Below are 22,564 nucleotides of genomic sequence, written 5' to 3' on the forward strand. Positions count from 1 at the left end.
AGTCGTAGAGTCTCTTAAAGCATGAAGGCAATGCGCCAGTTAACGCTCACATGATCCGGGCCGAGCCAGTCGGGGTAGTGCAGGGGCGTGCCGACCGAAATCTGGCTGCTGTACCAGCGCCCTGCGCTGCTCAGCCCCACCGAGCCTCCCCATAACGTGCCGGAGGCAAAGCGGTCCTGACGGTCTTTTTCCAGCCAGCCACCGTCAACGGCGACCGTTGCGCTCACCGCGCCAATCACAGGAAGGGTGAAGAGGGAGTACCCCAGCTCGTTACGCCAGTAGCCGCCGTTATCCCCGGACAGGTACTGCTCTTTAAAACCGCGCACGGAGCTTTCGCCGCCGAGCGTCAGGCGCTCGGAACCGTACAGCCGATCGGGCGACCACTGGCCATAGGCGCTGGTCAGCCACCAGGCATTACGGGTAATCGGCCGCTGGAAGCTGGCGTTCAGACTCCATTTGCGGAATTCCGCGCGCGGCACATCCCCGGACTTATCTTCGTCGGTTTCGGCATTGAACCACGGCATGCCGTGGCTCCAGGTCGGGTTGAAGGTCGCCACGCCGCCCAGCATTTTTTGCGTGTGCGTAATGCCCAGAATCAGGCTGGAGAGGTTGCGCGTGCTGCTCTGAAGCGGCGCGTCGTTGAGCCAGTTGCGGCTGGAGCGCTGAACCACGCCAGCCGCAATGCCGGTTTTCACCTCCCCGTTGCGGAAGACCACCCAGGACGCGTTAACGCGGTGGGTTTTGGTATCGCCCGTGGAGAGCCAGTTGAATCCCTGGTTATTGATGGTGGTCCGGTAGTTACTCCAGGCGTAGCTGTAGTCCAGTAATCCGTAGCCAAACGGCACGCTGACGCCCGCCTGGAAATTCTGCGCATCGTACGCGCTGGCAAAATCGCTGCTGCGCCCGCCGCTGACAAACCATTTATCCGCCAGCCCCAGCATATTATTGGCGGTGAGCACGCCACTCAGCTGATCTTCGCCGGTACTCTTCTGCCCGCTATTATCCAGGCTTACGGATACACTTAAGGGAAATTCCGGTTTTGCCGTGAGATTAACGATGGAATATCCGGCCTGCGTTCCCGGAAGAATTTCAATCTGAACCGGGTCGGTACGCAAACGGTTAATTTGCTCCATGCCCTGTTCGATGTCGCGTAAATTAAGGATGCCGCCCACCCGTCCCGGAAACGCCATTTTCAGCATACGCGGCGTTTCGCCTTCCAGACGGATCGCTTCCAGTCTGCCTTCCAGCACAACAATATTCAGCTGACCGCCGGAGAGATCCTGCTCGGTAAGAAAAGCGCGGCTGGTGATATATCCCCGGCTGATATACCAGTCAGAAATATGGGCGAGAAGTTCCGTTATTTTCGCCATATCCAGACAGCGGCCCTGCCACGGCGCGACAAGGGTCTGCCGGTTTTTCGGGGAGATTAAGGTCGCACCGGAAAGGGTAATGGTATGAATGGTGAAACAGGGCCCGGAGCCGGTAACAGGCAGCGGTCTGGCGGGCGCAGGGCGAGGAATACTGCGCTCCAGCTCCTCACGCTGTTGCTGGTTCTGTAATAAAAGCTGCTGCTGTTGCTGTTGAATGGAATCGCGATCGGCCGGCGATAGCGGCGCAGCATTGGCGCGCGCTAAAAAAAAGACGACCAATAAGATAGCAGCAGCATAATTTACTAATGAAATTATTCTATTTTTTATTCTGGAGCTATTCATCCATGCCACAAAAATGTCCGCAATGATTATTTGCGTAATATAAGAGCATTCTTAAAGCGAGTATATCTAATTTGCGTTAGGGCATCTGAAATAAATTTTTCTTTCATAAAAATGAGAAGGGTATTAAGAAAAAATACGAACTAATTTAACTAAGCCTTAAATCTTGAGTTAGCCTGAATACACTAGCTGTGAAGACGGAAAGTTTTTCGCCACTCTGCAGGGCTCACCCCAAAACGCGCTTTAAACTGCTGTCGCCAGGTGACGGCGGAATTAAATCCCACCAGCTCAGCCACGCGTTCAATCGGCATATTTCCGGCTTCCAGTAAGATCTGGCTGCGCCGCAGGCGTTCGGCGGTCAGCCAGTCGGTGACGCTCATCCCCGTAGCGTTAACAAAATGACGGGTCAGGGTGCGGCGGCTCATCGAGACCACGTCCGCCAGCGAGTCCAGACTATGCGGTTCGGTGATGTGCTGCTGCAGGTAGTCGATCAGGCAGTTAATGCGTCCGTCGCGGGTATCTTTGGGTACCGGCTGGGCGATGAACTGCGCCTGCCCGCCCTCGCGGTGGGGCGGAACAATCATCCGACGGGCAATCTGGTTAGCGACCACGCTGCCAAAGCGCTGGCGAATGATATACAGGCAGCAGTCGAGGGCTGCGGCAGTACCGGCGGAGGTGATGATATTGCCGTCATCCACGTAAAGGGCATTAATATCCAGCTGAACGTTCGGGAAGAGCGACTGAAACTGACGTTCGAACTCCCAGTGGGTGGCCGCGCGTTTGCCGTCGAGGATCCCCGCCCAGGCCAGCACAAACGACCCCAGACACAGCCCGACGATTTCCGCACCGTGGTCTCTCGCCTGCACCAGGCTGTCGAGCAGCGACTGCGGCGGGCGTTCAAGAACGTGCTGCCAGTAAGGAACGACAACAATATCGGCCTGCCCAATGGCGGTAAAATCCTGCGTGGCGTTGAGAGCAAATCCGTCTTTTGAGGTGAGAAACCCTGGCGTTTCGGCGCAGATCGTCACGTTAAAGCGCTTTTCTCCGGAGACCGAGTCGCCAAACAGAATGCAGGGAACGGAGTAGTGGAACGGGCTGAACCCGTCTACCGCGACAATCGCGACGTTGATTAGCGACATCTGTCTCTCCTTTCCCTTTCAGTCACTCAGAATATAACGGTTTCGCCATCCTGGGGAATGCTCACTGCGTCACTCACCTGGTTGGCTTCAACGTACTCCCGCAGCGCGCTGCGGGTTAACAGACAGTGGTTAATGGCTTCCATATGGATCGCCACAATTTTAGCCTGCGGCAGCAGGAAATGGACGTTGAGCACATCCTCCTGCCCCATAATAATGGGCCCAAAACCAATGACGTGGGCATAGCCAGCGTTCAGTACCACCACGTCCGGCTGGTGCTTTTGCAGATCGGCCGCCACCTCGTCACGCCAGACGGTATCCCCGGCAATATAGAGCGTCTTCTCATCAGGATGACGCAGCACCACGCCACAGGCCTCGCCCAGCCGCTCCGCCAGTTCGGGCACGGCATATGCGCGATCGGTACCGTGCTGGCCGCCGTGGGTCTTCGCAATTCGAATCTCGCCGAAGGTGGTCTCGTCGGTCATGACCGTCAGGTTGCTAAACCCCTGGCTGCGCAGCAGTGCAGCGTCGCGGTCATTTTGTACGTAGATCGGTTTGTCTTTGGCGATCAGTTCCGCTGCGGCGCGATCCCAGTGATCGTCATGGGTATGGGTGACGATCACCGCGTCGGCGTCCAGCAGCGCGTTGACGTCAACGGGGAGTTCGACCGTCGGGTTGCGGCGTTCGGCATGGGCCGTGCCAGGGAAGCCCGGATAAGCGCCCTGTGGGGCCAGCATCGGGTCGACTAAAAGACGTTTTCCGGCATAGGTAATCAGCTGGGTGGCGTTGCGAATGTGGGTGATGTTCATGGGCTATCCTCCGGTTGGTGTGATAAGGAGGATAGCCAGCCGTCGCGCGTCACGCTGTGGGTTAAAGAGCGATTACCGATGAAATCGGGCCAATTTACGTCACCGTGCTTTATGCTGGTGCTTTTACCAGCCCGGCACCGCCCCGCCGTTAAAGATCGTCTCCGCTGCTTTCGCTACTTCAGGGGACTGATACGACTGGATAAATTCCTTCACGTTCTGCGCGTCTTTGTTGTCTTCGCGCGTCACCACGATGTTCACGTACGGCGAATTTTTGTCTTCGATAAAGACGCTGTCATGCACCGGCGACAGCCCGGTTTGCTGAATATAGGTGGTGCTGATGATGGCGACATCCACTTTCGGGTCGTCCAGCACGCGCGGCAGCTGCGCCCCTTCCAGCTCCATGATTTTCAGCTGCTTAGGGTTGGCGGTAATATCCAGCGCCGTCGGCAGCAGCCCGGTATCTGGCTTCAGGGTGATGAGCTTCTCTTTTTGCAGCAGCAACAGCGCGCGTCCCAGATTAGTCGGGTCGTTTGGAATGGCAATGGTTGCGCCGTCCTTCAGGTCAGACACGGATTTGATTTTGCGGGAATAGCCAGCCATCGGGAAAACAAAGGTGTTCGCCACGGCCACCAGCTTGTAGCCATGCGCCTTGTTATCCTCTGCAAGGAACGGGCGATGCTGGAAGACGTTGGCATCCAGTTCCCCCTGGTTGGTGGCATCGTTAGGCAACAGCGAGCCGCTGAAGCCCACCAGCTCCACGTCCAGGCCATATTTCTCTTTCGCCACCTTTTTGGCGACTTCCGCCACGTCCTGTTCGGCGCCGTTGATGACGCCAACTTTAATGTGTTTGGCATCGCTGCCACTTTGATCGCACCCTGCCAGCAGCAGGCCAGCCAGTACCAGAGCACCCAATCGACGTTTCACAAGACAGTTCCTTTTGCTGAATGTTGTAGTGACTATATCGACAACGAGGCGGGGAAATAAAAACCGAAAAAGAATCAATAAGAAGGATCGGTTATATGCGGGTATGGCCGGGTGACGCTGCACCACCGGACATCAGGGATCACAACGTTGTCGTCCAGTCCTCGACGGCAAGCTCCTGCACCATTCTGAATGCACGATCGTTAGTAACAATCGTTGTTCCCCGACTGATAGCATGTGCAGCGATCAGTTGATCGAGATCCCCCATCACTTTCCCTTTCTTTTCCAGGGTTGCACGGAGTTCACCGTACGTTGCTGCGGCGTCGCTGTCCCAGTCGCAAATCGTGATGGTATTGAGAAACTCCCGGATTGTTTCTTTCAATCTACTGCTTTTCTTCTTGTCAGCACCATACAGCAATTCCGCTTCGGTAATGCTTGAGATACAAACGTCACCCGGCGCCAGACATGTCATTCTGCTTACAACCTCCGGGTGTCGTTTAAACAAGTGACTCACAATATTCGTATCCAGCATATGTCTCATGAGCATGCTCCATCCAGAGGGTCTCTTGTCGTAACACTCTGATTGCGTTCCTCCTTGCTCAAAAACGTATCTGGTACGTCCGTTTCTGCCAGCATGCGGAGAAAATTATCCCAGCTCTTTATTCGAACAGGTTTTGCCGCCAAAACGACATTCCCCTCCTCATCCCGTCGGATGTAGACGCTCTCCGCATCAAACGCGAATTCAGCAGGCAGCATAACGGCCTGATTCTGACCCTTTTTGAATAGTTTTGCTGTGCGTTCCATTGCTATCTCCATGGATGACTTAACCAGGCCAAAGCATGCGCCAGGGCCCGAAAAGAAGACAAGCAACACGTTTTAAATTAGGAAAGCGGCTCGCAATAAATAGCAGAATGCATAATGACAGAAACGGGCTTAAAGGGCTTTCGCCAGGTAATGTCGCTGCATGCCCGGGTACGGATAATCCTGCAAAGACATCTGCAGCTGGTACCCCTGCTTTTCATAGAACGGACGCGCCTGGAAGCTGGCGGTATCGACCAGCGCGTGCTTGCAGCCTTTGCGCCTGGCTTCTTCTTCGGCCGTTCTGATGAGCTGGCTGCCCACGCCGGTTCCCCGTACGGTGTCGCTCACCCAGAGATAGTCGATATTCAGCCAGTCGCCTTTGCGCACCCCAATGAGCCCGCCGAGCATGGTGCCGTTTTCGTCCCGCACGTAAACGCCAACGTCGCCGCTAAAATTTGTCAGATCGAGAAACTTTCCGTTAAAAGCCCTCAGCCCCGTCAGTAACTCCTCTTTCTCCTGCGTCGTAACATTATCAGTAATGCTCAGGTGCATATTTTTTCTCCTTGTTATCTGTGCCGTTTCACTATCTCACACACGTATCGTGGAGAAAATTCATACTTTCGGCTGGCGTCGCTACACTGAATGTAACGATATATTTCATGAGAAGCCTGTGACTTCTAATGGGGGTTGTTGATGAAAGCTGCGCATCTGGTCTGCCTGCTGGTTTGTCTGCTCTTCGCCGCGTTTGTCCATGCTCAGGAAAAGGAGGATCCGGCGAAAGAAGCGCAGATTAAGCAGCAGGTCATGAAAGATATAAAGAAAACCTGTACGCCACAGAAAAAGCAGAGCGATAAGGCTTGGCAGGCGATGATTTTGTCGTCAGAGGCCAATCAGCTGCTGATCAAAAATGCCGTTACCGCCGTGAAGCGCGACAACCTGGACGCCTACTGGGCGGCGGTTGGTCAGGTGGATTGTATGGAAGATTATTGAATGCTGCTTGCCGGGTGGCGGCTGCGCCTTACCCGGCCTACAAAATATTTTTAACGCTTACGCACATCCGGAATAATTAAATCCCCGCGCAGCACATACGAGCCCAGCATCTGCGTTTTCTCCGTCAGCCAGCTCACGATACGCGCCGCCATGGCATCCATTGAATATTCAATCGCCGGGATCACCGGAATACCCGGCAGGTGCAGCGATCCGGCCAGGCTAAAGACCATAATGTCGTCTGGCACGGATTTATTAAACGCCTGCAGCTGCGGGATCACCCGCTGGGCTTCCTGCTCGTCCGCCACCAGCAGTGCGTTGAAGTTCAGCGTGCTGGCGTTATTCAGCAGCTCCTGTAGCGCAACGGACGAGGAGGTCGCGTCCATGAACACAAGGTTGCGATTAAAGGGCAGGAAATTTTTCTCCAGCGCGTGCTTGTAGCCGAGCAGAACCTGGTCGGCAAACCCGCTGCCGTGCGGGTGGATCAGGGCAATCTGGCGTCGCCCCTGGCTGGTCAGGTAGTTACAGGCGGTTTCGGCGGCAAAGGCGTGATCGAACTGAATGCTGTTGGAATTATCAGACTCCATGCAGTCGACCAGGATGACGTTGTCCATATCGACGTCCAGCGGGAAACGCGCGCCAATCACCAGGATGTCATCGCAAAGCCCGCGAGAGAGTTCTTCAAGGGCGTGCATCACTTCCGCTTTACTGTGCGCGAAGCGCAGCAGCAGGTGTTTTTGATGCTGGCTGAGCTGTTTTTCCAGCGCGTAGAGATAACCGGTGGTCTGGTTAATATTTTCCTGCGCGCAAATCACCCCGATACAGCCCGTCGACTGGCTCAGCAGCGACTGGGCAATCACGTTAGGCCGGTAGTTCAGCTCATCCACCGCTTTCAGTACGGCCTGACGGCTGGCTTCCTTTACGCCACGCGACCCACTCAACACTCGCGATACCGTGGCTTTAGACACCCCGGCAAGACGTGATACATCATTGATTGTCGACATCTCTTTCCCCTGGCAGGCTTACCTCGCGCCTGCAAATTCCATGACCGCTTCGGCTCACATTATAGCCAGAACGGAGTATATCCGTTTCCGTTTTCCATGGAAACCGATTTTCCGTTTCCACTCAAAATGATGTCAAAACAGCCAAATTATGTGACCTGCATCCGGTTAATTAGCCTCATAAGTATTGGATCTTGATGGTTGTCACAGTTCTGTCTTTTATGAATGGAAACCGGTTTCCGTATCATGTCCAATCATCCTCGCAATAACTTTTTACATTTAAAGGATGGTTGTCGATGTTCAAGATAATGCTGTGCTGCTCTGCAGGGATGTCCACCAGCCTGCTGGTCAGCAAAATGGTCGATGTCGCGAAAGAACGTGGTTTGCCGGTGAAGATTGATGCGTACGGTGTTTCCGAATTTGATACGCAGTTTCCGCAATACCAGGTGGTACTTCTCGGACCGCAAGTGAAATACATGTTACAGACACTCTCAGACAAGGCGGCAACGCATGGCATTCCGGTGCAGCCCATCGACATGATGGACTACGGCATGCAGCGTGGCGATAAAGTACTGGACTATGCTCTGTCGCTCATCGAAGCGGCACACTAAAAGGTGTTCACATGAGTTCGTTATATCAATCCATGGTCGCGGTAATTGAGCAGTCAATCACCCCGCTGGCCGCGAAGCTCGGTCAGCAAAAGTATGTGATTGCCATCCGCGACGGCTTTACCGCCGCGCTGCCGTTTATGATCATCGGCTCGTTTATGCTGGTGTTCATCTTCCCACCGTTTTCGGCGGATACCACCAACAGCTTCGCCCGCGGCTGGCTGGATTTCTCCCAGACCTACCGCGAACAGCTGATGCTGCCGTTTAACCTCAGTATGGGCGTGATGACCTTCTTCATCTCGGTAGGGATTGGAGCGAGCCTGGGGCGTCAGTTTAACCTCGACCCGGTGATGTCCGGCCTGCTGGCCTTTATGGCCTTCCTGCTGGTCGCCGCGCCGTATGCCGACGGCAAAATCTCGACCCAGTATCTCTCCGGCCAGGGCATCTTCACCGCGCTGATTACCGCGATCTACGCCACCCGCGTCTACGCCTGGCTGAAGCAGAACAACGTCACCATCCGCCTGCCGAAGGAAGTGCCCACCGGCGTGGCGCGTTCGTTTGAGATCCTGATCCCGGTGATGGTGGTGATCGGCACGCTGCATCCGCTGAACCTGTTCATTGAAGCGCAGACCGGGATGATTATCCCGCAAGCAATCATGCACCTGCTGGAGCCGCTGGTGTCCGCGTCTGACTCCCTGCCCGCTATTCTGCTCTCCGTGCTGCTGTGCCAGATCTTCTGGTTCGCCGGTATTCACGGCTCGCTGATCGTCACCGGCATCATGAACCCGTTCTGGATGGCCAACCTCTCGGCAAACCAGGCGGCACTGGCCGCAGGCGCGGCGCTGCCGCACGTTTACCTGCAGGGCTTCTGGGATCACTACCTGCTGATTGGCGGCGTCGGTTCCACCCTGCCGCTGGCGTTCCTGCTTCTGCGCAGCCGCGTTACGCACCTGCGCACCATCGGCAAAATGGGCGTGGTGCCAAGCTTCTTTAACATCAACGAGCCGATTCTGTTCGGCGCGCCGATCATCATGAACCCGATGCTGTTTATCCCGTTCGTGTGCGTTCCGCTGGTCAACGCCTGCCTGGCGTACGGTGCAACTAAGCTCGGCTGGCTGGCACAGGTCGTCTCGTTAACCCCGTGGACTACCCCTGCACCGATTGGCGCCTCGTGGGCGGCGAACTGGGCGCTGAGCCCGGTGGTAATGTGCCTGGTCTGCATGGTGATGTCGGCGCTGATGTACCTGCCGTTCCTGCGCGCCTACGAGCGTACGCTGATTAAAAACGAAGAGCAGAAAGCCCAGGCTGCAACCGTGGGTGCCGCTGAAGCCACAAGCAATTAAGTCAAAGAGGAAGGGTCATGAAATACGCATTTCCCGATAACTTCTGGTGGGGCAGCGCAAGCTCCGCTCTCCAGACGGAAGGGGCAAGAGAGGGTGAAACCACGTGGGATTACTGGTTTGCCCGCGAGCCGAACCGTTTTCACAATGGCGTGGGGCCGCAGCAGACCTCCACGTTTTATCAGCACTGGAAAACGGACATTCAGCTGTTGAAACAGCTGAACCACAACAGCTTTCGCACCTCGATTAGCTGGGCGCGCCTGATCCCCGACGGTATCGGTGAAGTGAACCCGGACGCGGTCGATTTTTATAATCAGGTCATTGATGAACTGAATGAACAGGGCATCACGCCGTTCATCACCCTGTTCCATTTCGACATGCCGATGGCGATGCAGGAGATAGGCGGCTGGGAAAACCGTGACGTGGTGGACGCGTACGCCCGCTATGCGCAGATTTGCTTCGAGCTGTTCGGCGACCGCGTGCTGCACTGGTTTACCTTCAACGAGCCGATCGTGCCGGTGGAAGGCGGTTATCTGTACGACTTCCACTATCCGAACGTGGTGGATTTCCGCCGGGCGGCCACCGTGGCGTATCACACGGTGCTGGCGCATGCGAAGGCAGTTCAGGCCTACCGCGCCGGGCATTACGCTGGGGAGATCGGCATCGTGCTGAACCTGACGCCGTCGTATCCGCGCTCGCAAAACCCGGCGGACGTGAAGGCGGCGCACGTTGCGGACCTGATGTTTAACCGCAGCTTCCTTGACCCGGTCCTGCGCGGCGAATACCCAGCGGATCTGGTGGCGTTGCTGAAATCTTACGACCAGTTGCCCGCCTGCAAGCCGGAAGACGGTTTCCTGATTGCGGAAGGGAAAATCGACCTGCTCGGCATTAACTACTATCAGCCGCGTCGCGTGAAGTGCCGCGACAGCGCGGTGAACCCGCAGGCACCGTTTATGCCGGAATGGTTCTTTGATAGCTACGAGATGCCGGGCCGCAAGATGAACCCCTACCGCGGCTGGGAAATCTATGCGCCAGGTATCTACGATATTCTGATTAACCTGCGCGACAATTACGGTAACCCCCGCTGCTTTATTTCTGAAAACGGGATGGGCGTCGAAAACGAGCAGCGCTTTATTGAAAATGGCCAGATTAACGATCAATACCGCATTGAGTTTATCTCTGAGCATTTAACCTGGCTGCATAAAGGCATTAGCGAAGGGTGTAATTGCCTTGGCTACCATATGTGGACATTTATCGATAACTGGTCGTGGTGCAATGCCTATAAAAATCGCTACGGATTTATCCAGCTCGATCTGGAGACGCAGCAGCGCACCATTAAGAAAAGCGGAGAGTGGTTTGCCACCACCGCCTTAAATAATAGTTTTGAAAAAGAGTAATGATAATGATCGCATTAGAAGAAGCCGTTATGGAAATTATCGTCAATGCTGGCCAGTCCCGCAGCCTGTGCTTTGAGGCGCTGCACGCGGCGCGCCAGGGCAACATTGACGAAGCCAAAAGCCTGCTGCGCGAAGCCGACGGCTATGCGCGCCAGGCGCACAAGATGCAGACCAAACTGATCGAGCAGGACGCGGGCGAAGCCCGCCAGCCGATGACCTTAAATATGGTGCACGCGCACGAACATTTAATGAATTCGTTATTAGCGCGTGAATTGTCTGAAGAAATTATTCATTTATATCAGAGATAGTCTATGGCGAAATAAATTAATGTAATACCTCTGTACCTAAAACTAGAAATCCACTTGTTCTGATGATAGCGACATATTCTGTCAGATCGGAGCGGGATGGTTATTGTCTGAATAAAATTAAACTATATTGAGATAACCATGAATACGATTAAAAAACTTCCATTAACCATGGCGGTTATCGCCGCGCTTTGCCCAATTTCCGTGCTCGCACAAGAATTCACCCAGGAGCAAATCGACGCCATTGTGGCGAAAGCGGTGGATAAAGCCCTGGCCGAGCGCCAGGCCAAAATGGATGCCGCCGTCGCGAAAAAAGCGGACGTGGTGACCGAGCCGCAAAGCGCGGCGCAATCCCCGGACATGGCGATTCCGTTCGGGATTAAATTTACCGGCTACGCCCGCTACGGCGCGCACTTCCAGGCCGCCGATCAGAAATACGTGGCTGTCGATGGCTCCTACAACGGCGCGTCCGCGATCGGTCGTCTGGGTAACGAAGGCAACGGCGGCGAGTTCCAGCTCTCTAAAGCCTTCAAGGGCGAAAACGGCGCCATCTGGGACATCAACGTGATGATCGACCACTGGGGCGACGAAGTTAACCTGAAAAAGGCCTACGCCGGGGTGACCAATATTATGGCCTCCAACCCGAACGCCTACTTCTGGGCCGGTCGTGACTTCCACCAGCGTCCGCAGCAGGGCATCAACGATTACTTCTGGATGAACCACGACGGCCAGGGCGCCGGGGTGAAGAACTTCGACATCGGCGGCGTGCAGTTCGACGTGGCCGCCGTGGCGGCGGTGGAATCCTGTAGCCCGGAAGTGATGGAAGACGAAGCGAACCCGTCGCGCATCACCTGTACCGGCGGTTCCGGCACGGGCGACAAAGGCAACTACGCCGCGACGTCTAAAATCCACGGCATGAAGCTCGGTCCGCTGGATCTGGAGCTGTACGCCAACTACGGCTTTGACTCGAAAGCGGTGGAGAGCGACGAGCGTCTGAACGCCTGGCAGGGCGGCGTGGTGCTGAGCCACACCAACGACAGCGGCGTTAACAAAGTGATTGCCCGCTACTCCGATAACGCGGACAACAGCGTGTTCAACAAAACCGAGGATCTGACCACGGTCTACGCCAGCTTCGAAGGGCTGTATAAATTCACCCAGGCGACGCAGGTGGAGTACATCCTCGCCTTCCACGATTATGACAACAGCCGCGATAAGACCGACAACCGTAAGAACTACAACGCCATCGTGCGCCCGATGCACTGGTGGAACGACGTTCACTCCACCTGGCTGGAAGCAGGCTGGCAGCACGTTGACTACGATAACGGCGGCGACAACAAGGGCTGGAAGCTGACCCTGTCGCAGAACATGTCTATCGCCATGGGGCCAGAGTTCCGTCCGATGCTGCGCTTCTACGTGACCGGCGGCAAAGTGGATAACGCACGCACCGCGCGCGTGAACAACACCAAAGACGAGACGCTCGACGACTTCAACATCGGCGCAATGTGGGAGGCGTGGTTCTAGTAGAGCGTCGTTTGTTTCGCCCGGCGGCGCTGCGCTTGCACGGGCCTACAAGGTTTTGTAGGCCGGGTAAGCGCAGCGCCATCCGGCAGGATCCCATGTTATGCTAGAAAAAAATCAACATAGCAGGGGAGAAAATGGGTTCCACACGTAAAGGGATGCTGAACGTCCTGATCGCCGCCGTTTTATGGGGCAGTTCCGGCGTTTGCGCGCAGTACATCATGGAGAAAAGCCACATTTCTTCGCCTTACCTGACCATGGTTCGCCTGCTGTTTACCGGCGTGATCCTCCTGACGCTCTCCTTCGTTCACGGCGACAAGATTTTCTCGGTCATCAAGCATCGCAAAGACGCCCTCAGCCTGCTGTTTTTCTCGCTGGTCGGCGCGCTCACCGTGCAGCTCACCTTTCTGCTGACGATTGAAAAATCCAACGCCGCTACCGCCACCGTGCTGCAGTTTCTGTCGCCAACCATTATCGTGGCGTGGTTCGCGCTGGCGCGGAAAACGCGCCCCGGCGTGTTTGTTCTGTCCGCAATTGTGACCTCGCTTGTCGGGACGTTCCTGCTGGTGACCCACGGCGACCCAACCTCGCTCTCCATCTCGCCAGCCGCGCTGTTCTTTGGCATCGCCTCGGCGTTTGCCGCGGCGTTTTACACCACCTATCCGTCAACGCTGATTGCCCGCTACGGCACATTGCCGATTGTCGGCTGGAGTATGTTGATTGCCGGGTTAATGCTGACGCCGTTCTACGCCGGGCGCGGGACGACCTTCGTCATTGACGGCAGCCTGCTGCTGGCGTTTTTCTATCTGGTTGTGATCGGCACCGCGCTGACGTTCAGCCTGTATCTGAAAGGCGCACAGATGATCGGCGGGCCAAAGGCGAGCATTCTGAGTTGCGCCGAGCCGCTGAGCAGCGCGTTGCTGTCGGTGATGTTGCTGGGCGTGGCGTTTACCCTGCCGGACTGGCTGGGAACGCTGCTGATCGTGTCGTCGGTGGTACTGATTTCGATGGATTCGCGTAGAAGGGTTAAGGCATCGGCGTAGCCTGATGCCCTCACCCCAACCCTCTCCCACGGGAGAGGGAGAAAAACACTACTTCGCTTTAACCTTCCCCGCCACCAGCAGCGCGGTCAACAGCATCAGCGTGCCGGAAATCACCAGCGGTGACGTCAGCCCCAGGTGGTCGAGCGCCACGCCGCCAATCGCCGCGCCGCAGGTGTTTGCCAGCTGGATCACCGCCACCTGAATCGACCCGGCTTTTTCCGCCTGATCGGCGAGCGAGCGGGTGATCCACGTCGACCAGCCCACCGGCACCAGCGCAAAGGCAAAGCCCCAGATAATCGCAATGGCAGACGCGACCCACTTATCGCTGCCCCACAGCACCAACACCGTGGCGCTCACTGCCAGTACCAGCGGCGCCCCCGCCAGCGCCACCTTCAGGGAGCGCTTCAGGAACTGCGACGACAGCGACGTGCCGACAAAGCTGGCAATACCGAAGCTCAGGAGCACCAGCGTCAGGCCGTCGACGTCAAACCCCGCCATGGTCATATACACCGGGCGAATATAGGTGAAGAAGGCAAACTGCCCGGCAAAGGACATAAAGATCGCGGTCATCCCCGCCAGCACGCCGGGGCGCTTCAGCAGGCTGAACATGTTCTGCTTGTGGTGCGCCGCTTCGCCCGGCAGGGACGGCAGCGCCTTCCACACCCAGATAACGCAGAGCAGGCCCATCACCGCCGCCGCGTTGAAGACGTTACGCCAGCCGATAATCCCGCCGAGGAAGCTGCCCAGCGGCGCGGCAATCACCAGCGCGATAGAGACCGCGCCAAAGATGACGGACAGCGCTTTCGGCACGGTGCGCGCAGGCACCAGGCGCATGGTCAGCGAGGCGGACATCGCCCAGAAGCCGCCGAGCCCCAGCCCCAGACAGGCGCGCCCCAGCAGCAGCAGGGTAAAGCTTTCCGCAAACGAGACCAGCAGGCAGGAGAGCGTCAGCAGCACGCTGAACAGAATGACCACTTTGCGGCGGTCGATGGTGCCAATCACCTGGGTGATAAACAGGCTGGCAAACATCGCCACAAAGGCGGTGACGGTAACGGATTGCCCCGCCACGCCTTCGGAAATGCCCAGATCCTGCGCCATCGGCGTCAGCAGGCTCACCGGCAGAAACTCAACGGTAATCAAGCAGGCGACGCAGAATGCCACGGCGAAAACGGCCGACCAGTTGGGGCGTGAAACCTCGCTGGTCTGTAGTCGGGTCGTGGGCTGAATATGTTCTGTCATGGCGTCACCTGAAGATAAAAACGTGCGGAAAAGTCGCGCAGTTTATCATCAAAAGTGTGACGAATTTAACGTTTAGACAACTTTTGTGGTTTTTAGAGGGGATCAGTGCAGGTAAAACACGCCCTCTTCCGGCAGGAAGAGCTGGTTATAGCGCAGCTGGAAGGCGTTCAGCTCCTGCGGATCGGGCTCCATCTCGCGCATAAAGCCGAGCGCCAGACGAATTTGCGCATCGGTGATCGGCGCGGCCAGGCGGGCTTTACGCAGCAGGCGGTGCCACGTGTGCAGGTTCTCTTCACTGCCGTCGACAATGCAGACCTGCCAGATCAGCAGCACCTGTGCGGCGTTTTGCAGATGCGCCTCGTCGGGGCGCTCAAGGTAGCGGATAAACTCATTGCCCGGCGTTTTACCGAACTGATCGATCATCGACTCGACCGGCATCGGGGTGATGCCCAGACGCTCGCTTAAACGTTTGATGGCGCGGCGGGAATCTGAGGTCAGGACGCGAAATCCCACCACAAACACCACGGCAAGCGTTGCCAGCATTATCCAGACCATGCGTTCTCCTTTGACTAGCCGCTCATCATAGCGGGAAACGCACGGCGTCAACAGCGGGCAGAACCAGAATAGTGCACTGAAAAGACGTTGCAGAACGGGGGATAAGGTATTAATGCCGTCAGCGGAAATAAAAAAGCCCGGCATCACACACCGGGCAAAGAAGTTACCTGCACACTCAGGCTGTTTTTAATTTCTGCGCACGATTCTCACGGCGAATTTTACGTTCTTCCAGTACGGCAACCATCGCCATCAGGACAATACAGCCGATCGCTGCCGCATCCAGCGCCGCGAAGGTGCCCGCCCAGCCGGTGAGGCCGAAAATTGGCGTGCCGTCGGCGATCATTCCCAGACCCAGCTTGGCGAAGCTGTCGCCGATCAGGTAGGCGAAGGTGCCTTTAATCCCATCGGCGGCGCCGATCGCTTTTTTCGGCACGAACCCTACGGCCGCCACGCCAATCAACAGCTGCGGACCAAACACCAGGAAGCCGAGCGCGAACAGGGATGCGAGGTAAACGTACTGGTTGCTGGCATGCTGGTAGACGCCGAGGGTCGCGATAATCAGCGCCAGCGCGATACAGGCCACCAGCGCGCGACGGCCGTTGGCGAGGTCGGAGAGCCAGCCCCACAGCAGCGTGCCGACCAGCGCGCCCACTTCGAACAGGGTGAAGCCCTGAATCGCGACCTCTTTAGAGAGCTTCAGCTCCTGGAAGGCGTAAACGGTAGACCACTGGTCGATGCCGATGCGCACCACGTAGAGGAAGATGTTTGAGAAGCAGAGCAGCCAGATCACTTTGTTTTTCAGCACGTACTCAACAAAGATCTGCCATTTGGTCATCTCGTTCTCTTCGGTCTCTTTGTCCTCTTCGCTGATCTCCTCGCCGAACAGCTCTTCAGCTTTGCCGAGGCCGTAGGATTCGGGGGAGTCGCTGCCGAAGCGCAGGCCGATAAAGCCGACAATCAGGGCGATAATCGACGGGAAGATAAACATACCGATGACGTGGCCGTCGAACAGGTAGTTTGCGCCAAACAGCGCCACGCCTGCCGCACCCGCCCCGCCGAGGTTATGGGAGATGTTCCACATGCCGAGGTACGACCCTCGCTTGCGGCGCGGCGTCCATTTGGTGATGGTGGAGTAGCTGCACGACCCGCCGGTACTCTGGAAGAAACCGCTCAGGGCGTAGAAGGCGATCATCAGGAACAGGCTAACGGACCCTGCGCCCATGCTGGCGCTGAAGCCGAGCATACAGATGGCGGAGAGGATCAGCATAAACGGCAGGAACTGCTTGGTGTTTTTGCCGTCCGCATAGTAGGAAACGACGGTCTTGCCCACGCCGTAGGTGATGGAGAAGCCCAGGCCAATCATCCCCAGCTGCGTCATGCTCAGCCCGTAGGTGGAGATCATGTCGTTCTGCGCGATATTAAAGTTTTTGCGGATCAGGTACATGGTCAGGTAGCCGATGAAGACAACCAGATAGGACTGCATGAACGGTTTGAACCACATTTTGCGCCGCACGTCGAGCGGCAGATCCAGGGTCGGCTTGCGCACCTGATTTAAGAAGGCCAGCATGGTTGGTTTACTCCTGAGCTGATTTTTGCAGCATTGTAAAAATCAGCCGGGAGAGATGCCTGAGACAGCGTCCAGGTAAAACCGGGAAAATTTCTTAGTTTTGCGCCACTCGGGGCGAAAAGGTGAGGCGCATCACATCACACTGGCTTCACGCGGGGCCTGCGCATGTAAAAACGGCAGCAGCAGCAGAGCGGAAATTCCCGCCGCGATGGCGATCACCGCGAAGAAGCCGCTCCAGTGCCAGATGTCGATGACCCGCGCCAGCGGCCAGCCGGAGAGCGATGCGCCAAGATAGGCAAACAGCCCGACAAAGCCCGTCGCCGCGCCTGCCGCCTCTTTGTGGGAGCATTCTGCCGCCGCCATGCCGATGAGCATCTGCGGGCCAAAGACGAAGAAGCCGGTGGTGAAGAAGCACGCCGCCTGCATGACGTAGCTGGCGAACGGCATCAGCCACAGCGAGCCAACAGAGAGCAAAATCCCGGCGGCAAAAATCAGGTTCATCGGGCCGCGGTTGCCGTTGAACAGCTTATCCGAGCCCCAGCCCGCCACCAGCGCGCCGATAAACCCGCCCAGTTCGAACATCGTGACCGCCGAGTTAGCAGTGACCAAGTCCACGCCGAGCGTCTCGGACATGTACAGATTGCCCCAGTCGTTGATGGCCGCGCGCACCACGTAGACCAGCACGTAGCAGAGCGAGAGGAGCCAGATGTAGGGGTTTTTCAGCACGTATTTGGTGAGGATCTCCTTGCGGGTCAATCCCGCGCCCTCCTGCTGCTGGGCAATCTCCATCTCGTCGTGCCGCCAGTCGCCCACCGCAGGCAGGCCCACGGTCTGCGGCCTGTCACGCAGGCGCCAGCAGAGGAACAGCCCGGCGACAATCGCGAGACCACCGGCAATCATCATCCCCGCGCGCCAGCCGTAGTGCAGCGCCGCGGCACCCACCACCATCGGGATCAGCGCCCCGCCGACGTTGTGCGCGGTGTTCCAGACGGCCCACCAGCCGCCGCGCTCGTTGCGCGAGTACCACGTCGTGAGCAGGCGGGCGCAGACCGGCGCGCCCCAGCCCTGGAAGAAGGCGTTCAGCGCCCACAGCAGGGCAAAGGCCCACAGCGAGGTAGAGAAACCAAACAGGATGTTCACCACGCCGGTGGCGATCAGCCCTACGCCCATGAAATATCGCGCGTTGGAGCGATCGCTGACGATGCCGGAGAAGAACTTCGACAGGCCGTAGGTGATGTAAAACAGCGTCGCCAGCAGGCCGATGTCGGTGCGCGTCATCACGCCGCTGGCGAGAATTTCCGGCGCGGCGGCGTTGAAGCTTTTGCGGGTGAAGTAGAACAGCGCGTAGCCGAGCCAGATGGCGATCAGAATATGGCGACGCCAGTAGCGGTAGCGGGCGTCGATTTCCGCTTTGTCGCCAATCGGCGCGGCGCTGGCAGGGGTTTTAAACATGATAACTCCGTAGCGGCAGGCTGACGCTGACGCGCGTCCCGTGGGTGCAGGAGAGGTTTAGCGTGCCGCCCAGCGCCTTTACGCGCTCGCGCATGCCCGCCAGGCCAAAGCCCTGGTGGCCGGAGCCCGGCGGCAGGCCGCAGCCATCGTCTTCAATTATCAGCATCAGGCGTTCGTCCTGCTGCCAGCCCTGGATCGTGACCGCGCTGGCATTGGCGTGTTTAACAATATTGTTCAGTCCTTCCTGACAGACGCGGAAAAGGGTTACGCGCTGGCCTTCGCTCAGCACAGATTCGTTAATTCGCCAGTCGAGATGACTGACAATGCCGCGGCTTTCCAGCTCCATCTCGCGCATCAGGGAACGCACCGCCTGCTCCAGCGACAGGTCGTCGAGCTGGCGCGGACGCAGCCTGCCGAGCAGGCGTCGCACCGAGTCATACACGCCCAGTGAAAGCTGCTCGATATGCGCCCCGCCCTGCCTCACGCCCGCGTTTTCCGCCGCCAGACGCTGGACAATGCCCGCCTGGGTGCGGATGGCGGTGATCGTCTGGCCGATGTCATCGTGCAGCTCACGGGCGACCTCCTGCCGCACGCTCTCTTCGGTCTCCAGCAGGCGTTCAGCCAGACGCCGGTTGCGCGCCAGCTCGGTTTGCAGGGACTGGTTCAGCTCGCGCAGACGCTGAATGCCCGCCCCGAGCAGCAGCCCGGTCAGGCTCTGGGCCAGCAGCGAGAGCAGCAGATCCACCGGATGGTCGTGCCAGGTCTGGCTGGCAATCAGCGCGATGGCGTTCATCAGGGTCGCGATCAGCGCCCCCTGCCAGCCGTAGTGCCAGGCCAGGGCGATAATCGGCAGCGCCAGGCAAAACGGCGTAAAGCGTGAAAGCTCGGCAGGTAAACCGAGCTGAAGCCAGAGGCTCACCACGAACAGCAGCAGATACCAGATGAGATGCCTGGCGCGCCAGTTCACCGGTTGGGACACCAGCCCCGGACCAAGCGGTTGCCAGACGGTGCTGGAGAGATAGTGCCAGATAACGAGGCAGGTCGGCGCAAGCGTCAGGCCACCGGTGAGGGTGAGCAGCAGCGCGTTGAGCATCTCCTTGTCGCCAACCCACGGCAGGGACTGCAGCAGCGCGGCGGCAATCAGCGCCGCCCCCTGACGCAGCAGCGTGCGCCAGTCGCGCTGGTGACGGTAGCGGGAAATGAGCGCAACCGGGAGAAGCGTAAGCAGGCTTCCGGTCATCAATAATGGCAGATGCGCCAGAGCGACTTCCTGCGCCAGCCAGACCAGCAGCAGCCACTCTGCGCCCAGCAAAACGGGCCAGTAGCCGCGCGGGCACTGGAGCATTAGCCCCAGTCGCAGGCCGAAGGGAAAGAGCAGAACCGCCAGTTCAGGACGTTCCACCAGATGCAGGCTGATGCTCCACAGGCAGAACCACGCGGCAGAGAAGATAAAAAAGCTCGCAACGGCGGCGATCAGCCGCGAAAACACGGGACTCATTGCCAGCTGTCGAACATGCGGCGCGCCAGCTCGACATCGTTGCTGACGTTGAGTTTTTCCATCAGGTTGGCGCGATGGACGTGTACGGTCTTCGGCGACAGATCCAGCTCGGCGGCAATCTCTTTTACCGACATCCCCTGCGCGAGCTTCTCCGCCACCTGACGCTCGCGTCTGGTGAGCGGATCCTGTCGTCCGGCCGCCAGCTTGATGGCGATATCCGGCGTCAGGTAGCAGCCGCCGGTGGAGACGGTGCGCACGGCGGCAATCAGCTCGTCCGGGCTACAGCGTTTGGAGAGGAACCCGCGCGCGCCCGCGTTGAGCGCCTGCTCGACCAGCGCCGGGCTGTCGTGGACCGAGAGCATAATGGTCGCCATCCCTTTCGGCAGCTGGCTTAACAGCTCCAGCCCGGAGAGATCTGGCATCGAAATGTCGCAGATACAGACCTGCACCCCGCGCCCCGGCAGGCCCGCCAGCGCTTCGCGACCGGAGCCAAACTCTGCCACGACCTGGAAATCCGGTTCGAGGTTGAGAAGCTGGGCAAAGCCAGAGCGGACGATAAGGTGGTCGTCGATAAGGGCGATGGTGGTCATGTGTGTTCCTGCGGTCTGAAAAAGCCGGATGGCGCTGCGCTTATCCGGCCTACAAGAGCGAAAGACGCCTACCTTAAGCGATCTATTCGAAGAACACCGCAATTTTGTTAAACATGGTGGGATCGGACTGGTTGCGCGCCACGTTGGTGACGTCCTCCAGCTTGTCGATCTGCGCCATCATCTGCTCCAGACGCTGGTCATCGTTGACCAATAGCCAGATGCGGCTGTGCTCGCTGCCCTGAATCGGCAGGCAGAGAATGCCTTCCACGTTAAACGCCCGGCGGGCAAACAGCCCGCAGACGTGAGTCATGACGCCAGGATGGTTGCGGACGGTGAGTTCCAGAATGACGTTATCATGTTGTTTCTGCATGGCTTATTCTCCCACCATCTCAGTATTTGCCGCACCCGGCGGCACCATCGGATACACTTTTTGTTCAGGGTCGATACGGACGTGAATAAGCGCCGGGCCCGGACGCGAGATCGCCGCCTGCAGCGCCGCGTGGGCATCCTCTTCCGCGTTCAGATCGCAGGTATGCAGGCCAAAACCGGCGGCAATCTGCATAAAGTTAATCATCCCCGGATAGGTCGCCGCAAACACGCCCTGCTTGTAGAACAGGCTCTGCTGCTGGTGTACCAGGCCCAGCGCCTCGTTGTTCATCAGGATAATTTTCACGTCTAACTGGTTTTCGGCTGCAGTCGCCATCTCCTGAATGTTCATCATCAGGCTGCCGTCGCCGGAAAAGCAGATGACCTTGCGGTCCGGATTCGCCAGCGCCGCACCGACTGCTGCAGGCAGGCCAAAGCCCATGGTGCCCAGACCGCCGGAGGTGAGCCACTGGCGAGGACGGTTCAGCGGGTAAGCCTGCGCGGTCCACATCTGGTGCTGTCCCACGTCGGTGGTGATAATCGCGCTGTCGTCCACGCAGGCGGCCACGGCGTTGATCAGGCCATAGTGGCTCAGCGGATCGCCTTCAGTTGGGATCGCGCCCGGGAACTCGCGCTGCAGATCGGCCACCAGCTGGCGCCAGTCGGCGCGATCGGTCGCGTCGGTTTGCGGGATCAGCTGCGCCAGCACTTCGGCTACGTCGCCCTGAATCGCCACGTGCGGCTGCTTGATTTTACCCAGCTCGGCGCGATCGATATCCACGTGAATGATTTTCGCATTCGGGCAGAACTGCTCGGTTTTACCAATCGCCCGGTCATCAAAACGCGCGCCCATAACAATCAGCAAATCCGCCTCTTGCAGGATGTAGTTGGTGCTGCGCGCGCCGTGCATGCCCAGCATCCCCAGGGACAGCGGGTGCGCTTTTGGCAGCATGCCGAGCGCCATCAGGGTCATGGTGGTCGGCAGGTTGGCTTTTTCCGCAAACTGGCGGATTTCATCCGCGGCGTTAATTGCCCCGCCGCCCAGATAGAGCACCGGACGTTTGGCGGCGTTAATCATGGCGGCGGCGTCGCGCACGCTCTCAGCGCTGAACTCCGGCGCAGGGGCACGTTCACCCGGCTCCGGCAGAATGTCGATCTCGATTTCTGCGATCTGGACATCCTTAGGAATGTCTATCCACACCGGGCCCGGGCGGCCGGACTGCGCAATGCGGAACGCATCGCTGATAACCTGAGGAAGCTCGGCGATGTCGCGAACTAAATAGTTATGTTTGGTGATGGGGATAGAGATGCCGTAGGTATCCACTTCCTGGAACGCATCGGTACCGATCATCGAGGACGGCACCTGGCCGGTAATGCAGATCAGCGGAATGGAGTCGAGACGCGCGTCGGCGATGGCGGTGACCAGGTTGGTTGCGCCCGGGCCGCTGCAGGCCATACAGACCGCCGGTTTACCCTGCGTGCGCGCCATGCCCTGAGCGATAAAGCCTGCCCCCTGCTCGTGACGCGCCAGCACGTGGCGGATCTGCGTGCTTTGGCTTAACGCATCGTACAGCGGCAGCACCGTGCCGCCGGGGATGCCCGCAACCGTGGTAATGCCCTGTCGCTCCAGCAGATGAACGATCAGTTGCGCGCCGGTAAAACGCGTCTTGGTGGATGTTGTGCCCGAACTTGCCATGCTCCAGTCCTTTTCTTCTGAGCCGA

At 58.0% G+C, this 22,564-nt stretch carries 23 protein-coding genes; 7 read left to right on the plus strand and 16 right to left on the minus strand.

Translation table 11 applies throughout. The features are described from left to right. Positions 1-14: 14 nt before the first annotated feature. The 7 genes from ACMWJS_RS15330 to ACMWJS_RS15360 form a co-directional block, all read right to left on the minus strand. Positions 15-1,712, minus strand: coding sequence for a ShlB/FhaC/HecB family hemolysin secretion/activation protein (locus ACMWJS_RS15330; protein WP_262780967.1), 1,698 nt, complete (start codon positions 1,710-1,712; stop codon positions 15-17). A 182-nt stretch (positions 1,713-1,894) separates the two neighbouring features. Further along, positions 1,895-2,848 carry a GlxA family transcriptional regulator gene (locus tag ACMWJS_RS15335; RefSeq protein WP_048226748.1) on the minus strand — a complete coding sequence of 318 codons (954 nt, stop codon included), beginning with the start codon at positions 2,846-2,848 and terminating at the stop codon, positions 1,895-1,897. 26 nt (positions 2,849-2,874) lie between these two features. Next, complete coding sequence (locus tag ACMWJS_RS15340) at positions 2,875-3,654, minus strand: MBL fold metallo-hydrolase (protein WP_045907939.1); 780 nt, start codon at positions 3,652-3,654, stop codon at positions 2,875-2,877. Between the two features lie 123 nt (positions 3,655-3,777). Next, positions 3,778-4,578, minus strand: coding sequence for a lipoprotein NlpA (gene nlpA, locus ACMWJS_RS15345; protein ID WP_048226752.1), 801 nt, complete (start codon positions 4,576-4,578; stop codon positions 3,778-3,780). A gap of 139 nt (positions 4,579-4,717) precedes the next feature. Continuing rightward, positions 4,718-5,116 (minus strand): type II toxin-antitoxin system VapC family toxin, encoded by a 399-nt coding sequence (locus ACMWJS_RS15350; protein WP_023293716.1) that lies wholly within the window; start codon positions 5,114-5,116, stop codon positions 4,718-4,720. Continuing rightward, positions 5,113-5,379 (minus strand): antitoxin, encoded by a 267-nt coding sequence (locus tag ACMWJS_RS15355; protein ID WP_045907940.1) that lies wholly within the window; start codon positions 5,377-5,379, stop codon positions 5,113-5,115. Before ACMWJS_RS15355 ends, ACMWJS_RS15350 begins: the two co-directional genes overlap by 4 nt. 129 nt (positions 5,380-5,508) lie before the next feature. After that, positions 5,509-5,928 (minus strand): GNAT family N-acetyltransferase, encoded by a 420-nt coding sequence (locus ACMWJS_RS15360; RefSeq protein ID WP_048030347.1) that lies wholly within the window; start codon positions 5,926-5,928, stop codon positions 5,509-5,511. A 141-nt stretch (positions 5,929-6,069) separates the two neighbouring features. Between ACMWJS_RS15360 and ACMWJS_RS15365 the strand changes: the two genes are divergently transcribed. Next, the gene (locus ACMWJS_RS15365; protein ID WP_032654360.1) at positions 6,070-6,366 is read left to right on the plus strand and encodes a YicS family protein; all 297 of its coding nucleotides are present in this window, start codon (positions 6,070-6,072) and stop codon (positions 6,364-6,366) included. 50 nt (positions 6,367-6,416) lie between these two features. Here ACMWJS_RS15365 and ACMWJS_RS15370 read toward each other — a convergent pair whose 3' ends face one another. After that, on the minus strand, positions 6,417-7,367 hold the full coding sequence (locus ACMWJS_RS15370; protein WP_008500131.1) for a LacI family DNA-binding transcriptional regulator: 951 nt from the start codon (positions 7,365-7,367) through the stop codon (positions 6,417-6,419). 293 nt (positions 7,368-7,660) lie between these two features. Here ACMWJS_RS15370 and ACMWJS_RS15375 point away from each other — a divergent pair, with 293 nt between their 5' ends. The 6 genes from ACMWJS_RS15375 to ACMWJS_RS15400 all read left to right on the plus strand — a co-directional run bounded on the left by ACMWJS_RS15375 (position 7,661) and on the right by ACMWJS_RS15400 (position 13,575). Then, complete coding sequence (locus ACMWJS_RS15375; protein WP_032644367.1) at positions 7,661-7,975, plus strand: PTS sugar transporter subunit IIB; 315 nt, start codon at positions 7,661-7,663, stop codon at positions 7,973-7,975. Positions 7,976-7,986: 11 nt separating this feature from the next. Next, complete coding sequence (locus ACMWJS_RS15380) at positions 7,987-9,315, plus strand: PTS cellobiose transporter subunit IIC (RefSeq protein WP_008500133.1); 1,329 nt, start codon at positions 7,987-7,989, stop codon at positions 9,313-9,315. Positions 9,316-9,332: 17 nt separating this feature from the next. After that, positions 9,333-10,709 carry a glycoside hydrolase family 1 protein gene (locus ACMWJS_RS15385; RefSeq protein WP_063622945.1) on the plus strand — a complete coding sequence of 459 codons (1,377 nt, stop codon included), beginning with the start codon at positions 9,333-9,335 and terminating at the stop codon, positions 10,707-10,709. A gap of 5 nt (positions 10,710-10,714) precedes the next feature. Further along, on the plus strand, positions 10,715-11,017 hold the full coding sequence (locus tag ACMWJS_RS15390) for a PTS lactose/cellobiose transporter subunit IIA (RefSeq protein ID WP_414747268.1): 303 nt from the start codon (positions 10,715-10,717) through the stop codon (positions 11,015-11,017). Positions 11,018-11,155: 138 nt separating this feature from the next. Then, positions 11,156-12,535, plus strand: coding sequence for a carbohydrate porin (locus ACMWJS_RS15395; RefSeq protein WP_414747269.1), 1,380 nt, complete (start codon positions 11,156-11,158; stop codon positions 12,533-12,535). Between the two features lie 134 nt (positions 12,536-12,669). Beyond that, positions 12,670-13,575, plus strand: coding sequence for an EamA family transporter (locus tag ACMWJS_RS15400; RefSeq protein ID WP_233396173.1), 906 nt, complete (start codon positions 12,670-12,672; stop codon positions 13,573-13,575). A 48-nt stretch (positions 13,576-13,623) separates the two neighbouring features. Here ACMWJS_RS15400 and nepI read toward each other — a convergent pair whose 3' ends face one another. The 8 genes from nepI to ilvB form a co-directional block, all read right to left on the minus strand. Then, positions 13,624-14,814 (minus strand): purine ribonucleoside efflux pump NepI, encoded by a 1,191-nt coding sequence (gene nepI / locus ACMWJS_RS15405; protein ID WP_414747270.1) that lies wholly within the window; start codon positions 14,812-14,814, stop codon positions 13,624-13,626. Positions 14,815-14,916: 102 nt separating this feature from the next. Continuing rightward, positions 14,917-15,369, minus strand: coding sequence for a DUF1198 domain-containing protein (locus ACMWJS_RS15410; RefSeq protein WP_008500140.1), 453 nt, complete (start codon positions 15,367-15,369; stop codon positions 14,917-14,919). A gap of 175 nt (positions 15,370-15,544) precedes the next feature. Further along, positions 15,545-16,936, minus strand: coding sequence for a hexose-6-phosphate:phosphate antiporter (gene uhpT / locus ACMWJS_RS15415; RefSeq protein WP_039024528.1), 1,392 nt, complete (start codon positions 16,934-16,936; stop codon positions 15,545-15,547). A 132-nt stretch (positions 16,937-17,068) separates the two neighbouring features. After that, on the minus strand, positions 17,069-18,388 hold the full coding sequence (locus tag ACMWJS_RS15420) for an MFS transporter (protein ID WP_111967625.1): 1,320 nt from the start codon (positions 18,386-18,388) through the stop codon (positions 17,069-17,071). Next, positions 18,381-19,886: a signal transduction histidine-protein kinase/phosphatase UhpB gene (uhpB, locus tag ACMWJS_RS15425; RefSeq protein ID WP_414747271.1), complete on the minus strand. Its 1,506-nt coding sequence runs from the start codon at positions 19,884-19,886 to the stop codon at positions 18,381-18,383. Before uhpB ends, ACMWJS_RS15420 begins: the two co-directional genes overlap by 8 nt. Further along, entirely contained in the window at positions 19,883-20,476 is a 594-nt protein-coding gene (gene uhpA, locus ACMWJS_RS15430; RefSeq protein WP_022646555.1) for a transcriptional regulator UhpA, read from the minus strand. Before uhpA ends, uhpB begins: the two co-directional genes overlap by 4 nt. Positions 20,477-20,558: 82 nt before the next feature. Next, entirely contained in the window at positions 20,559-20,846 is a 288-nt protein-coding gene (gene ilvN, locus ACMWJS_RS15435) for an acetolactate synthase small subunit (protein WP_008500144.1), read from the minus strand. Positions 20,847-20,849: 3 nt separating this feature from the next. Further along, positions 20,850-22,538: an acetolactate synthase large subunit gene (ilvB, locus tag ACMWJS_RS15440; RefSeq protein ID WP_414747272.1), complete on the minus strand. Its 1,689-nt coding sequence runs from the start codon at positions 22,536-22,538 to the stop codon at positions 20,850-20,852. Between the last annotated feature and the right edge of the window lie 26 nt (positions 22,539-22,564).

This window comes from Enterobacter sp. HK-058-C-ECC (assembly GCF_047531125.1).
In the GTDB taxonomy this organism is placed as follows: domain Bacteria; phylum Pseudomonadota; class Gammaproteobacteria; order Enterobacterales; family Enterobacteriaceae; genus Enterobacter; species Enterobacter quasiroggenkampii.

What these genes read in the sequence shown, in the direction of transcription:
- ACMWJS_RS15330 (WP_262780967.1), bottom strand. Translation starts at nt 1,712, where the DNA reads ATGAATAGCTCCAGAATAAAAAATAGAATAATTTCATTAGTAAATTAT.
- ACMWJS_RS15335 (WP_048226748.1), bottom strand. Translation starts at nt 2,848, where the DNA reads ATGTCGCTAATCAACGTCGCGATTGTCGCGGTAGACGGGTTCAGCCCG.
- ACMWJS_RS15340 (WP_045907939.1), bottom strand. Translation starts at nt 3,654, where the DNA reads ATGAACATCACCCACATTCGCAACGCCACCCAGCTGATTACCTATGCC.
- ACMWJS_RS15350 (WP_023293716.1), bottom strand. Translation starts at nt 5,116, where the DNA reads ATGAGACATATGCTGGATACGAATATTGTGAGTCACTTGTTTAAACGA.
- ACMWJS_RS15355 (WP_045907940.1), bottom strand. Translation starts at nt 5,379, where the DNA reads ATGGAACGCACAGCAAAACTATTCAAAAAGGGTCAGAATCAGGCCGTT.
- ACMWJS_RS15360 (WP_048030347.1), bottom strand. Translation starts at nt 5,928, where the DNA reads ATGCACCTGAGCATTACTGATAATGTTACGACGCAGGAGAAAGAGGAG.
- ACMWJS_RS15365 (WP_032654360.1), top strand. Translation starts at nt 6,070, where the DNA reads ATGAAAGCTGCGCATCTGGTCTGCCTGCTGGTTTGTCTGCTCTTCGCC.
- ACMWJS_RS15370 (WP_008500131.1), bottom strand. Translation starts at nt 7,367, where the DNA reads ATGTCGACAATCAATGATGTATCACGTCTTGCCGGGGTGTCTAAAGCC.
- ACMWJS_RS15375 (WP_032644367.1), top strand. Translation starts at nt 7,661, where the DNA reads ATGTTCAAGATAATGCTGTGCTGCTCTGCAGGGATGTCCACCAGCCTG.
- ACMWJS_RS15380 (WP_008500133.1), top strand. Translation starts at nt 7,987, where the DNA reads ATGAGTTCGTTATATCAATCCATGGTCGCGGTAATTGAGCAGTCAATC.
- ACMWJS_RS15385 (WP_063622945.1), top strand. Translation starts at nt 9,333, where the DNA reads ATGAAATACGCATTTCCCGATAACTTCTGGTGGGGCAGCGCAAGCTCC.
- ACMWJS_RS15390 (WP_414747268.1), top strand. Translation starts at nt 10,715, where the DNA reads ATGATCGCATTAGAAGAAGCCGTTATGGAAATTATCGTCAATGCTGGC.
- ACMWJS_RS15395 (WP_414747269.1), top strand. Translation starts at nt 11,156, where the DNA reads ATGAATACGATTAAAAAACTTCCATTAACCATGGCGGTTATCGCCGCG.
- ACMWJS_RS15400 (WP_233396173.1), top strand. Translation starts at nt 12,670, where the DNA reads ATGGGTTCCACACGTAAAGGGATGCTGAACGTCCTGATCGCCGCCGTT.
- nepI (WP_414747270.1), bottom strand. Translation starts at nt 14,814, where the DNA reads ATGACAGAACATATTCAGCCCACGACCCGACTACAGACCAGCGAGGTT.
- ACMWJS_RS15410 (WP_008500140.1), bottom strand. Translation starts at nt 15,369, where the DNA reads ATGGTCTGGATAATGCTGGCAACGCTTGCCGTGGTGTTTGTGGTGGGA.
- uhpT (WP_039024528.1), bottom strand. Translation starts at nt 16,936, where the DNA reads ATGCTGGCCTTCTTAAATCAGGTGCGCAAGCCGACCCTGGATCTGCCG.
- ACMWJS_RS15420 (WP_111967625.1), bottom strand. Translation starts at nt 18,388, where the DNA reads ATGTTTAAAACCCCTGCCAGCGCCGCGCCGATTGGCGACAAAGCGGAA.
- uhpB (WP_414747271.1), bottom strand. Translation starts at nt 19,886, where the DNA reads ATGAGTCCCGTGTTTTCGCGGCTGATCGCCGCCGTTGCGAGCTTTTTT.
- uhpA (WP_022646555.1), bottom strand. Translation starts at nt 20,476, where the DNA reads ATGACCACCATCGCCCTTATCGACGACCACCTTATCGTCCGCTCTGGC.
- ilvN (WP_008500144.1), bottom strand. Translation starts at nt 20,846, where the DNA reads ATGCAGAAACAACATGATAACGTCATTCTGGAACTCACCGTCCGCAAC.
- ilvB (WP_414747272.1), bottom strand. Translation starts at nt 22,538, where the DNA reads ATGGCAAGTTCGGGCACAACATCCACCAAGACGCGTTTTACCGGCGCG.